This window comes from Sphingomonas sp. EC-HK361 (genome assembly GCF_902498785.1).
GTDB lineage: Bacteria > Pseudomonadota > Alphaproteobacteria > Sphingomonadales > Sphingomonadaceae > Sphingomonas.
Genome location: NZ_LR701494.1, coordinates 656,607 through 669,302, shown reverse-complemented (window position 1 = coordinate 669,302; position 12,696 = coordinate 656,607). Strand labels below are relative to the sequence as shown.

At 66.0% G+C, this 12,696-nt stretch carries 11 protein-coding genes; 7 read left to right on the top strand and 4 right to left on the bottom strand.

Annotated features, from left to right (window positions below):
* Positions 1-112: 112 nt before the first annotated feature.
* Positions 113-1,462 (bottom strand): glutathione-disulfide reductase, encoded by a 1,350-nt coding sequence (gorA, locus tag BOS5A_RS10510; RefSeq protein ID WP_151955069.1) that lies wholly within the window; start codon positions 1,460-1,462, stop codon positions 113-115.
* 85 nt (positions 1,463-1,547) lie between these two features.
* Positions 1,548-3,035, bottom strand: coding sequence for a glucose-6-phosphate isomerase (gene pgi, locus BOS5A_RS10505; protein WP_151955068.1), 1,488 nt, complete (start codon positions 3,033-3,035; stop codon positions 1,548-1,550).
* A 101-nt stretch (positions 3,036-3,136) separates the two neighbouring features.
* Here pgi and lepB point away from each other — a divergent pair, with 101 nt between their 5' ends.
* The 4 genes from lepB to era are packed head-to-tail and all read left to right on the top strand — an operon-like array spanning position 3,137 to position 5,968.
* Positions 3,137-3,967: a signal peptidase I gene (lepB, locus tag BOS5A_RS10500; RefSeq protein ID WP_151955067.1), complete on the top strand. Its 831-nt coding sequence runs from the start codon at positions 3,137-3,139 to the stop codon at positions 3,965-3,967.
* Complete coding sequence (rnc, locus tag BOS5A_RS10495; RefSeq protein ID WP_151955953.1) at positions 3,922-4,686, top strand: ribonuclease III; 765 nt, start codon at positions 3,922-3,924, stop codon at positions 4,684-4,686. The genes lepB and rnc overlap by 46 nt, the downstream gene beginning before the upstream one ends.
* Positions 4,683-5,078, top strand: a complete 396-nt coding sequence (locus tag BOS5A_RS10490) for a GIY-YIG nuclease family protein (RefSeq protein WP_151955066.1) — start codon at positions 4,683-4,685, stop codon at positions 5,076-5,078. The genes rnc and BOS5A_RS10490 overlap by 4 nt, the downstream gene beginning before the upstream one ends.
* Positions 5,075-5,968, top strand: coding sequence for a GTPase Era (era, locus tag BOS5A_RS10485; RefSeq protein WP_151955065.1), 894 nt, complete (start codon positions 5,075-5,077; stop codon positions 5,966-5,968). Before BOS5A_RS10490 ends, era begins: the two co-directional genes overlap by 4 nt.
* A gap of 61 nt (positions 5,969-6,029) precedes the next feature.
* On the opposite strand, the gene BOS5A_RS10480 is transcribed toward era, so the two are convergent.
* Positions 6,030-6,728: an NAD-dependent deacylase gene (locus tag BOS5A_RS10480; RefSeq protein WP_151955064.1), complete on the bottom strand. Its 699-nt coding sequence runs from the start codon at positions 6,726-6,728 to the stop codon at positions 6,030-6,032.
* Positions 6,729-6,809: 81 nt separating this feature from the next.
* Between BOS5A_RS10480 and BOS5A_RS10475 the strand changes: the two genes are divergently transcribed.
* Both BOS5A_RS10475 and BOS5A_RS10470 read left to right on the top strand, forming a co-directional pair.
* Positions 6,810-7,364 (top strand): hypothetical protein, encoded by a 555-nt coding sequence (locus BOS5A_RS10475; protein ID WP_151955063.1) that lies wholly within the window; start codon positions 6,810-6,812, stop codon positions 7,362-7,364.
* Positions 7,365-7,415: 51 nt separating this feature from the next.
* Positions 7,416-8,207, top strand: a complete 792-nt coding sequence (locus tag BOS5A_RS10470) for a TonB family protein (protein WP_234419300.1) — start codon at positions 7,416-7,418, stop codon at positions 8,205-8,207.
* 141 nt (positions 8,208-8,348) lie between these two features.
* Here BOS5A_RS10470 and pepN read toward each other — a convergent pair whose 3' ends face one another.
* Complete coding sequence (gene pepN, locus BOS5A_RS10465) at positions 8,349-10,943, bottom strand: aminopeptidase N (protein WP_151955951.1); 2,595 nt, start codon at positions 10,941-10,943, stop codon at positions 8,349-8,351.
* Positions 10,944-11,045: 102 nt separating this feature from the next.
* Between pepN and BOS5A_RS10460 the strand changes: the two genes are divergently transcribed.
* A complete protein-coding gene (locus BOS5A_RS10460) occupies positions 11,046-12,695 on the top strand; it encodes a M28 family peptidase (protein ID WP_151955062.1) in 1,650 nt (549 codons plus the stop codon).
* Position 12,696 lies beyond the last annotated feature (1 nt).

Genomic DNA, 12,696 nt, shown 5'->3' with positions numbered 1-12,696 from the left:
GGCAGGCGCTCAGGATAAACTTCGGCCGTAGGCCGAAGGCTGGGGTCCATGTCTGGCCGACGCCCCACCCCGATAGAGCCATAGACCCCAGCCTTCGCTGGGGTGACGGAAATTAGCGCAATAGAACAAGCTCCTCGGCCATGCTCGGGTGGAGCGCGACGGTCTGGTCGAACTGGTCCTTGGTGAGGCCCGCCTTGACCGCGATCGCCGCCGCCTGAAGGATCTCGGGCGCGTCGGGGCCGATCATGTGTAGACCAACGACACGGCCGCTGTCGCCGTCGCAGACCATTTTGTAGAGCGCGCGTTCGTTACGGTTCGCCAGAACGTTCTTCATCGGGCGGAAATCCGACGTATAGACCCGGACTGAGCCGAGCGTCTGTTTGGCCTGGCTCTCCGTCATGCCGACGCCCGCCATCGGCGGGTGGCTGAAGACGGCGGAGGGAATGCAGCCATAATCGACGCGCGTGGGTTTGCCCCCGAAGACGCTGTCGGCGAAGGCCTGCCCCTCGCGGATCGCGACGGGGGTGAGCTGGACGCGGTTGGTCACGTCGCCGACCGCGTAGATCGACGGGCAGGTCGACTGGTTGTCGTCGTCGACCTTGATCGCGCCGGCCTCGTCCAGTTCGACCCCGGCGGATTCGAGCCCGAGTCCCCTGGTGTTTGGCAGGCGACCGGTCGCGAACATCACGAGATCGACCGTGACCGGCTCGTGACCCTTCAGCTTGACCGTCAGGCAGCCGTCGTCGCTCTTGTCGATGCCCTGGAATGCCGCGTTGAACTTGAACTCGATCCCCTTGGCGAGCGAGACCTGGAGCAGGCGGTCGCGGATCGACTCGTCATAGCCGCGCAGGATCACATCGGTGCGGTTGATGAGGATGACGTGCGCGCCGAACTGGTGGAAGATGCCGGCGAATTCGTTGGCGATATAGCCGGCGCCCGCGATCAGAACGCGCTTTGGGATCGCATCGAGATGGAATGCCTCGTTCGAGGTGATGCCGTGTTCGTGGCCGGGGCAGGTGGGGACAGCTGGGTGCGCGCCGACCGCGATCAGGATTTTACCTGCGGTCTTCCTCGTGCCGTCGGCGAGCGTTACTTCGTTGGGGCCAGAGACGGTGGCGCGCTGGGGAATGATCTCGACGTGGTGGCTTTCTAGGGTGTTGGTGTAGGCGGTGTTGAGCCGATCGACCTCGGACAGCACGTTGTCGCGCAGCGTCGTCCAGCTGAACTCGCATTCGTCCGGCACTTGCCAGCCGAAGCGCCTGGCGTCCTTCAAATCCTCGGCGAAGTGGGCGCCGTAGACGAGGAGCTTCTTGGGGACGCAGCCGCGGATCACGCACGTGCCGCCGACGCGGTATTCCTCGGCGACGGCCACGCGCGCGCCGTGGGCGGCGGCGACTCGGCTCGCGCGGGTGCCGCCCGAGCCGGCGCCGATGACGAAGAGGTCGTAGTCGTAATCGGGCATTTCGGTCTCCGGACGCGATGTATCCCCGCGAAGGCGGGGATCCAGACTGGGCTCCCGCCTTCGCGGGAGCACATTGTGGGGTGATCTAGCCGAACGCCCGCTTGATGAGGTCGTTCGTCGAGGGGTCGAAGTCGCCCCCGCCCTTCGCGGCTTCCTTCGCCATTTCCTTGCCGAGCTCGACGCCGAACTGGTCGAAGGAATTGATGTTGAGAAGCACACCGTTCACGAAGACGCGGTGTTCGTAGAAGGCGATGAGCGCGCCGAGCGTGCGCGGGTCGCACTGATCGAGCAACAGCGTCGAGGACGGACGGTCGCCGGAATAGCTGCGCGCGGGATCGTCGACCTGCTTGCCCTTCATCAGCGCGCCGCCTTGCGCGAAGGCGTTGAGAAGGAGCTGCTTGTGGTGGCCCTCGTCGAGCGTGTCGCCCGCCTCGATCACGGCGATGAACTCGACGGGGATGAGGTGGGTGCCCTGATGAAGCAGCTGGAACACCGCATGCTGGGCATCGGTGCCGACCCCGCCCCAGGTGATCGCTGCGGTCGGACGGCCCACGGGCTTGCCCTCGATCGTGACGCCCTTGCCGTTCGACTCCATTTCGAGCTGCTGGAGGTAGCTCGGCAGGAGGCGCAGGCGCTCGTCATAGGCGAAGGGCGCGCGGGTCTCGGCATGGCGGACCTGCGTATAATAGAGGTCGGCGAAGGCGGCGAGCGCGGGGGCGTTCTCGTGCAGCGCTGAGAGGCGGAAGTGGCGGTCCATCTCGGCCGCGCCATCGAGCAGTTGCTCGAAGGCATCCCAGCCTAGCGCCAGCGCTGCCGGGAAGCCGATCGAGGACCAGAGCGAATACCGTCCGCCCACGCCCTCGCTGAACGGGAGCACGCGGGTTTCGTCGACCCCCCATTCGGTCGCCTTGTCGGGCGAAGCGGTGAGCGCGACCACGCGGCCATAGGGGTCCTCGACGCCGTGTTCGGTCATCCACGCGATCACGCTTTCGGCGTTCATCATCGTTTCGGTCGTGGTGAAGGTCTTGGACGCAACCACCAGCAGCGTTGCGGCGGGATCGAAACGCTCGAACACATCCTCCAGCGCGATGCCATCGACGTTGGACACGATCGCGACGTCGTAACGCTTGTCCTCGCGCCCCAGCGCATCAACGAGGAGATGCGGGCCGAGCGCTGAGCCGCCGATGCCGACGTGGAGGATGTGGCGGACCGGGCCGAGTGCGTCCGATTCGATCGCGTCGATGAGCGCGCGCATCCGGGCGTGATAGGCGCCGGCGCGCGCAACGCTGTCGGGCAGGCCCTCGCCGCGTTCCGCGGTATGCTCGACAGGGCGATCCTCGGTGACGTTGACGTGGCTGCCGGTGAACATCGCCTCACGGCGCCCCGCGAGGTCCGTTTCCCTGGCGAGCTGTTCGAACGCCGTAATCGCGTCCATGGTCAGGTGCGTCTTGGAAAAGTCGAAATGGATGCCGGCGACACCGAGGCTGAGGCGAGACAGTCGGTCCGCATCGTCGGCGAACAGCTGTTCCAGCTTCGTCGCGGGAAGCGCCTCGATCTTCGACCAGTCTGCCATGTCGTGAGTCTCCGGATTTGGGATGGGCGCGCTCTAGCGTCCCCGCGCACAACGCGCCACCGCTTGACGCGGGTTCCGCGCCCTCGCAAACCGCACACCCGATGACCGATACCGACACAGCAGCCCCGGCGACCACCGCGCCGAAGCCCGCCGCCAAGCGATCGGAGGCAGGCGACACGTGGCGTTTCCTGCTGAAACTCGCACTCGTCGTGCTGATCTTTCGCAGCTTCGTCTTTTCGCCGTTCAGCATTCCCAGCGAGTCGATGCTGCCGCGCCTGCTGATCGGCGATTATCTGTTCATCTCGAAATGGAACTACGGCTATTCGCGCTGGAGCCTGCCGTTCGGCTTCCCGCCGATTCCGGGGCGGCTGTTCGGACGGACGCCGACCCCGGGCGATACGGTGGTCTTCCGCGGCCCGCCGGCGAACGACCATGACGTCATCAAGCGGGTGATCGGCATTCCCGGCGATACGATCCAGATGCGTGGCGGGCAGCTCATCCTGAACGGCAAGCCGGTGCCGAAGGTCGCACAGCCCGATTTCATCGTGCCGGTAACCCCGAATTTCTCGTGCGATGGCCAGTTCCAGAGCGTGGCGCAGAATGGGCAGACCGTGTGCCACTTCCCGCAGTTTCGTGAGACGCTGCCGAACGGCAAGAGCTACAACGTTCTCGATCTTGGCCAGACGATCGTCGACGATACCGAGGTCTATACGGTGCCCGCCGGCCACGTCTTCCTGATGGGCGACAACCGCGACAATTCGGAAGACAGCCGGTTCAGCCAGGCGGCGGGCGGATTCGGCTATGTCCCGATGGAGAATATCGAGGGCAAGGCGGTGGTCGGCTTCTTCTCGACCGACGGTTCGGCCAATTGGTTCCTGCCGTGGACATGGTTCTCGGCCGCGCGCTGGCACCGGATCGGGATGGGCTTTTGAACAAAGTCGCCGATTGGGTCGCATCGATCTTCGGGCATACGGCCCGCGACCCGGCCCTGTTCGAGCGCGCACTGACGCACGGCAGCCGCGCCGCTGACACCTATGAGCGCCTAGAATTTCTGGGCGACCGCGTTTTGGGGCTGACCGTTTCGGAGTGGCTTTACGCGGTCTTCCCCCAGGAAAGCGAAGGCAAATTGTCGAAGCGCTTCAATGCGCTCGTCACCGGCGCTGTTTGCGCCGAGGTCGCGCGTGGGCTGGGCGTGCCCGAACGGCTGCGGCTGGGCAAGCAGGCGCGCGACGACGGTGCGGCGGACAGCGACAATGTGCTTGGCGATGTGATGGAGGCGCTGCTCGGCGCGCTCTATTTGGAGGCCGGGCTCGATACTGCGCGCGGTGTCGTCCGCCGCCTTTGGGCAGACCGTATTCTCGCCGACGCCGCGGTGCCGCATCATCCGAAGTCCGCGCTCCAGGAATGGGCGGCGGCGAACAACCGCAAGCCACCGGTTTACGAGATCACGGACCGTTCGGGCCCCGGGCACGCGCCGCGCTTCACGATCCGTGTCGCGATTCCCAAGCTGACCGAGGCGACCGCAACGGGCGCCAGCAAGCAGGAGGCGGAGACGGCCGCGGCGGCGGCGTTGCTGAAGGACCTGACCCGGACCGTTAGCCCTGAGCCGGTCGAAGGGCGACCTTCGCGCAAATCGAGGTCGGGCGGATGACCTTCTGGTGTTACCTTTTACGGTGTGGCGACGGCAGCTTCTATTGCGGCCACACCGACAACCTCGAAGCGCGGATCGGCCAGCATCATACCGGCGCGATTGATGGTCACACCAAGCATCGCCGGCCGGTTTCGCTCGTATGGAGTGCGGACTTCTCCACTCGGTTGGAGGCGCTGGAAGTGGAGCGTCGGATCAAGGGCTGGACGCGCGCGAAGAAGGAAGCATTGATCGCCGGGGACTGGGACCGCGTTTCGCTGCTAGCCCGGAATCGTCATAGCGCTGGCCGCCCTTCGACAAGCTCAGGGCGAACGGCTAAAGGCTGGAGCGATCTTCAAAAATCCGTTCGCCCTGAGCCTGTCGAAGGGCGGCCTGACACCGAGACAATCACATGACCCAATCCTGCGGCCTTGTCGCCGTCGTCGGCGCGCCCAATGCGGGCAAGTCCACCCTCGTCAATGCGCTGGTCGGGCAGAAGGTCGCGATCGTCAGTCCCAAGGCGCAGACGACGCGCGCCAAGCTGATGGGCGTTGCGATCGAGGGCGACACGCAGGTGCTGCTCATCGACACGCCGGGTATTTTCGAGCCTCGGCGACGGCTCGACCGCGCGATGGTCGCGGCTGCGTGGGGCGGGGCGGAGGGCGCTGACGTCATCGCGCTCGTCGTCGACGGGAAGGGCGGGCTGCCGGAGAAGGTGACGGCGATCGCCGAGAGCCTGAAAGATCGGCCCGAACCAAAGCATCTGATCCTCAACAAGGTCGACATCGCGACCAAGGAGAAGCTGCTCGTTCACGCCGAGAAGCTGAACGCGATTCTTCCTTTCGCGGAGACGTGGTTCGTGAGCGCGGAAACAGGCGACGGCGTGCCCGAATTGAAGCGCGCCTTTGCGAAGGCGATGCCGGCGGGGCCGTGGCACTTTCCCGAAGATCAGGTGTCTGACGCGACCGAACGCGCGCTGGCGGCGGAGGTGACGCGCGAGCAGCTGTATCTCCAGCTTCATGCCGAGCTGCCCTATGCGAGCACCGTCGAGACCGAGAAATTCGACGAGCGGGCGGACGGATCGGTCGAAATTCACCAGCAGATTCTCGTCGAGCGGCCGACCCAGCGCGCGATCATCCTCGGCAAGGGCGGGCAGCGGATCAAGGAGATCGGCGCAAAGGCGCGCGCGCAGCTGACCGAGCTGATGGAGCGGCCGGTGCATCTGTATCTGCACGTGAAGGTCAAGCCCGGCTGGGACGAAGACCGTGCAACCTACCGCGATATCGGGCTGGATTGGGTGGAGTAGCGCGTGTGTCCCCGCGAAGGCGGGGACCCAGACTGGGCTCCCGCCTTCGCGGGAGCACATTTTAAGGCAGCACTTCGTCCACCCACGCTGGCACCAGCACGCTCGCCGGACCAAGGCGACTCTGGCCGAACCACCCGCTGCCTTCCGACGGATCGAGGTTGAGTTCCAGCGTTTCGGCACCGTGATAGCGGGCAGTCTGGACGAACCCGGCAGCGGGATAGACCGCACCTGACGTACCGATCGACACGAACAGGTCGGCTTGGGCGAGGGCGGCTTCGATGCGCTCCATTGCGTAGGGCATCTCCCCAAAAAAGACGATGTCGGGGCGAAGCGTCGCCGCGCCACAGTCCGCGCAAGGTGTGTCGGGTGGCAGATCGCCGCTCCATTTGATGCGCGCGCCGCACGCCGCACATAGTGCCGATCGTAGCTCGCCGTGCATGTGGAGCAGGCGCCGCGCACCGGCGCGCTCGTGGAGGTCATCGACGTTCTGCGTCACGATCAGAAGTTTGCCCGGCCATTCGGCGTCGAGGCGGGCAAGTGCGCGGTGGGCGGGGTTCGGCTCTACCCCGGCGAGTGCCGCGCGGCGCAGATCGTAGAAGCGGTGGACGAGATCGGGATCGCGCGCGAGCGCTTGCGGCGTGCAGACATCCTCGACACGGTGCCCCTCCCACAAGCCGCCGGGGCCGCGAAAGGTGGCGATGCCGCTCTCGGCGGAAATGCCCGCGCCGGTCAGGACGACGATGTTTCGGATATCCCGCATGGGCGGGAGGGTAGCGCAGCTTTGCGCTCGCGCAACGCCGTCGATCGTGAGAGGCTGTGCGTCGATCATTCGGGGGTCTTCATGCTTCGCTTGTTTGTCGCTTCACTGCTGCTTGCCCTCCCGGCCACTGCGCAGACCGTCGCGCCGCCGAGTATCGCGTCGTTGCTTGCGGGCACGGCGGGGACCTGGACCGGTCGGCTGGAATATCGCGACTATCAGAGCAATCGCTGGGAAGGCCTGCCGATGACCGCCACGATCGCGCTGCAGGCGGATGGCGCGACGATGATCCGCACGGCAACCTTCGACGACGGGCCGAAGACCGGCGCGGTCGTCATCACCACGATCTCGCTGGTCGATACCACCAACGAGACCGAGAGCTATGCGAGCTTTCGCAAGGGCAAGCCGCTGTCGAGCGGCACCGCGATCCTCTCGATGCCGGCACCGCCGCGCGACGCGACGCACTGGACGATCGTTGCGCAGGAACATGCCCGCGACGGCGACGGGTTGGCCAAGCTGCGCGAAACGACGACCCGCGACGGCGATATGCTGACGGTGTTGAAGGAGGTCGATCCGGACGGGGATGGGAAAGACGCGTGGCTGCCCCGCAATCGGACGACGCTGAAACGCGTGGGCTGAGGCGGTTCAGCCTCTTGAAATCGCGGGTGTTGCAGGCCGACATGCGTGACGATGGCGACGTATCTGCAACCCTCCAGGACGGAGCGCGCGCGCGGGGCCGCGCTGGCGCTCGGCGTGCAGGCGGTGCTCGGCTACGCCCTGTTCACCGGGCTGGCGATGCACATGCCCGGGGTGGTCGAGGATAGCCTCAAGGTCTTTGCCGTGACCCCGCCACCGCCGCCCCCGCCGCGCGAAACGACCAAACCCCACATCGTCCGCTCGACGCGTCCCGAAGGAGCTGCGGCGCCGCCCAATCTGCGATCGAAGGCGACGCAGGTGGTGGCGCCCAAGCCTATCGTCATTCCGCCCCCGTTGCCGCCGCCGATTCCGGTCGCGGAGAAGGCCGGCGTCGGCGCGGACGCGACCTCGGGCAATGCCGATATCGTCGGGCCGGGGACGGGCGCGGGCGGCGTCGGCAACGGGACCGGAAGCGGACGCTATGGCGATGGCGACGGGGATGGAGGCTTCACCGCGCCGGTCCAGATAAGAGGGAAGCTCAAGGATTCCGATTTCCCTGACGAGGCGGGGGATCGGAATCAGACCAAGCCCGTCTATGTCGATTATGTCGTGCAGCCGAATGGCCGTGTCACCGACTGCCAAATCCGGCATTCGAGTGGCAACCGGCTGCTCGATGCAACGACGTGCCGGCTGATCGAGGAACGGTTCCGCTTCAGGCCCTCACGCGATCCTTCTGGGCGCGCTGTGGAATCAGTGGTGACGGAGAGTCATGGCTGGTCGGAAGAGATCGTGCCGGCGGAACCGGGGCCGCCCGTGGTGGAGCGTCGGCGGCGATTTCCGTTTTGAGGGTGGAATACAGGGCGGCCAAGGTCCTCGATTCCGTTCGTGCTGAGCTTGTCGAAGCACCGTCCTTCTCCGCATCAGTTGCAAAAGAAGTACGGCATTTCGACAGGCTTAGTGCGAGCGGGGAAGGGCGTCGTGTGGGCCCTACTCCAAACTTTTCGATGCCTGCTCGAACAGGTCCTTCGACAAGCCCGGCGTGCGGACGATGCGGTCCAGTTCGGCGCGCATGAGCGCCGCGCGCGCTTCGTCGAAGCGGCGCCAGCGGCCGAGCGGGGGGAGCAGCTTCGCGGCGGTCTGCGGGTTCAGCTTGTCGAGCGCGATGAGCTGGTCGGCGAGGAAGCGATAGCCCGCCCCGTCGGCCGCGTTGAACGCGCGCTGGTTGACCCCGAACGCACCGACGAGCGAGCGGGCACGATTGGGGTTGGCGAGCGTGAAGTCGGGATGCCGGGCAAGCTCCGCGACGATCGCGGGGGTATCGTCGCGCGACGAAAGCGCCTGAGTCTGGAACCATTTGTCGAGGACGAGCGGGTTCGTGGCGTAGCGATTGTAGAAGATGTCGAGCGCGGCCTCGCGCTCGTCCGACGTGCCGTTCGCAAGCGTCGTGAGCGCGGCCTGCCGGTCGGTCATGTTATCCGCCGCCTCGAACTGGCGAAAGGCAAGGGTGGCGGCATCGTCGGCGCCGCTCGCGGCGATGTAGCCGAGCGCGACCGCGCGCAGGCGGCGCTTGCCCTTGGCGTCGGGCGAATAGGTGTAAGGCCCCTTGGGCGCCTGATCATAGGCCAGGCGCCACAGGTCGGCGAGACTGCGCCCTAGGTCGCGGCGCAGTGCCTCACGCGCGCGGAAGATCGCGTCGGGATCGACCGTCGACAGCTGATCGCCGATGAAGCTTTCGGACGGCAGCAGTACGGCTTCGGCGACGAACGCCCAGTCCAGCTCCGGGTCCTCGATCGTGTTCGATACCGCTTCGATGACTGCCTTGTGATCGGCGCGACCCTCGATCGTGGCGGCCACGAGGGTATCGAGCATGAGCTGCTGCATTGCCTCATACCGCGCGAACGGATCGTCGTCGTTTGCCGAGAGGAACGCGAGATCGGCCGCGGAGCGATCGCTTTCGATGACGACAGGGGCAGAAAAGCCGCGGTTGATCGACAGGACCGGACGTTCGGCAATGCCTTCGAACGTCACCGTTTCGGCGGCGGAATCGAGCTGGATGAGCTGTTCCTCGGTCAGCGGCTTGCCGGTTTCCGCGCCGAACAGCCGGACCTTGAGTGGCAGGACCATCGGCGCCTTCACGTCCTGACCGGGCGTCGGCGGGACATGCTGGGCCAGACGCAGCGTCGCACGTCCGCCGCCATCACGGTGATCGAGGCTGGCCGAGACGCGGGGTGTGCCGGCCTGGCTGTACCAAAGCCGGAACTGTGAGAGATCGACGTCGCCGGCCTCCTCCATGCAGGCGACGAAATCCTCGCAGGTCGCGGCGGTGCCATCGAAGCGATTGAAATAGAGATCGGTCGCGGCGCGGAATTTCGTGGGGCCGAGGATCGTCGCCATCATCCGGATGAGCTCGGCACCCTTGTTGTAGATGGTGGCGGTGTAGAAGTTCGAGATCTCGATATAGCTTTCCGGCCGGACGGGGTGCGCGAGCGGGCCGGAATCCTCGGGGAACTGCGCTGCACGAAGCCCGCGGACATCCTCGATCCGCTTGACCGCGGCGCTGCCCTGATCGGCGGAAAAGCTCTGGTCGCGGTAGACCGTGAAGCCTTCCTTCAGGGACAGCTGGAACCAGTCGCGGCACGTGACGCGGTTGCCGCTCCAGTTGTGAAAATACTCATGCGCGACGACGGCGGCGATGGCGTCATAATCGTAATCGGTGGCGGTATCGGGATCGGCGAGGATGTAGCGGCTGTTGAAGATGTTCAGCCCCTTGTTCTCCATCGCGCCGAAGTTGAAATCATCGACCGCGACGATGTTGAACACGTCGAGATCATATTCCCGGCCATAGACACGCTCGTCCCATGCCATCGACGTCTTCAGAGCGTCGAGCGCGTGGTCGGTCTTGGGCAGGTCGGCCGCGCGCACCCAGATGCCGAGCGCGACTTCGCGGCCCGAGCGGGTGGTGAAGGTGCCGCGATTGACCGCGAGATCGCCAGCGACCAGCGCGAAGAGGTAGCAGGGCTTGGGATAGGGATCGTTCCACTCCGCCCAGTGCTTGCCGCCATCCGCATCGCCCTGCGCGATGGGATCGCCGTTCGCGAGCAGCACCGGGAAGCGCGCCTTGTCGGCGGTCATCCGCACCGCATAGCGACTGAGGACGTCTGGCCGATCGGGGAAATAGGTGATGCGGCGAAAGCCTTCCGCCTCGCACTGGGTGCACAGATTGCCGCCCGAGGCGTAAAGACCCATCAACTGCGTGTTGCGATCCGGCGCGATCGCAACCTCTGTCTCGATCGTGTGTGCAGCGCCCGACAGCGGGATCACGAGCGTCTCGCCATCGAGCCGCCAGTCGTTGACCGCGACACCGTCGATCATCACCGAGAGCGGCTGCTGCCCGGCACCGTCGAGCCGTAGCGGGTCCGTGTGCGCGCCGTTTCGTTTCACCGACAGCCGCGCTTTCACGCGTGTTTCCGCCGGATCGAGATCGAAATCGAGATGGATGTCCGGCACGAGCCATTCGGGCGCGCTGTAGGCCTCACGGCGCGTGACGGTCGGTTGGGCGGGCGCGGTCTGCACGTCGATCATTCCCGACATATAGTCGGCGTGCGCGGCCATTCCATCCGAATCCTTGCGCGGGCGGTTCGGCGTGCTACGCGCTCGATACACCGCTCTTCACAAGGATCCCGCATGCGCCGTTTCGCCCCCCTGATCCTGCTTGCACTTTCGGGCACCGCGCTCGCCGACAACGCGCCGTCGCCGGCGGAGCTGAACGCGCGGCTCGCGGCGCCGCTGCCCGCCGATCAGGCGGCGATGAAGGCGCATGTTCTGTTCCTCGCCTCCGACGCGATGCAGGGGCGCGAGGCGGGGAGCGCGGCCTATGACATCGCGGCGCAATACGTCGCCGCACAATTCTACGCAGCCGGGCTGAAGCCGGCGGGCGACGAGGGCGGGTATCTCCAGGCGGTGCCGCTGGTCAGTTACAAGGCGGCGGGCGAGGGGACGTTCGTGCTTTCGCACGGCGCGACGCCGCAGCCGCTGGTGTTCGGCGAGGATTATGTGCCCGCCGCCAACCCGGCCAAGGCGGAGACGAGCGTGACTGCGCCCGTCGTGTTTGTCGGCTACGGGATCAACGCGCCAAAGTACAAGCGCAACGATTACACGGGCGTCGATGTGCGCGGGAAGGTCGTCGCGTTCTTCGGCGGTGCGCCGGCCGGCTTCGACGGCGAGGAGCGCGCGTTCTTCAGCTCGCCCGCGACCAAGGCGCGGGAAGCGGCGAGCCGCGGTGCTGTCGGCATCATGATGCTTTCCAGCCCCAAGACCGAGAAGACGCGCCCCTTCGCGCGGACGGCGCAGGGGTATCGGGCGATGAGGATGACGTGGGCGAATCCCGACGGCACGGGTAACCTCGACACGCCCGGCACGCCGATGCTCGGCACGCTGAGCCTGGCGGGTGCGGCGAAGCTGTTCGCCGGCGCGAAGACGCCGTGGAGCGCGGTGATGGCGGAAGCGGCGAAGGACAATGCGGCGTTCCGCGCGCAGGTGCTGCCCGGCACGCTATCCGTTGCGACGAAAACCAGCTTCGAACCGGCGCGGTCGTCGAACGTCGTTGGCGTCATTCCGGGCAGCGACCCGAAACTGAAGGACGAGGTGGTCGTGCTGTCCGCGCACCTCGATCATATCGGCATGAAGAGCGATGGCGCGGGGGACCGGATCAACAATGGCGCCTTGGACAATGCGATCGGGATCGCGAGCCTGATCGAGGAAGCGAAGCGCTTCAAGGGCGCGACCGCGCCGCGGCGCACGGTGATGTTCCTGGCGGTGACGGCGGAGGAAAAGGGGCTCGTCGGTTCCGATTACTTCGCCAACCACCCGACTGTGCCGCTCAAATCGATCGTCGCTGACGTGAACCTCGATATGCCGATCCTGACCTACAAGTTCGAGGATATGGTGGTGTTCGGCGCCGAGCGATCGACGATCGGTCCGATCGTACAGAAGGCTGTGGAGGAGATCGGCGTCGGCCTGTCGCCCGATCCGATGCCGGAGGAAGGCATCTTCGTGCGATCCGACCATTTCCGCTTCGTCCAGAAGGGCGTGCCGTCGGTGTTCCTGTGGCCGGGGCAGAAGGGCGCGGGCAAGGCGGCGGTCGAGGATTTCATGAAGAACCGCTATCACAAGGTCGGCGACGACCTGACCCAGCCGATCATGTGGGATCAGGGGGTGCGCTTCGTCGATGTGAACTACCGGATCGGGCGCGCGCTCGCCGATGCCGATACGCGGCCGGTGTGGAACAAGGGCGATTATTTCGGGACGCTTTTCAAGGGGCCGATGGCGCGGTGAC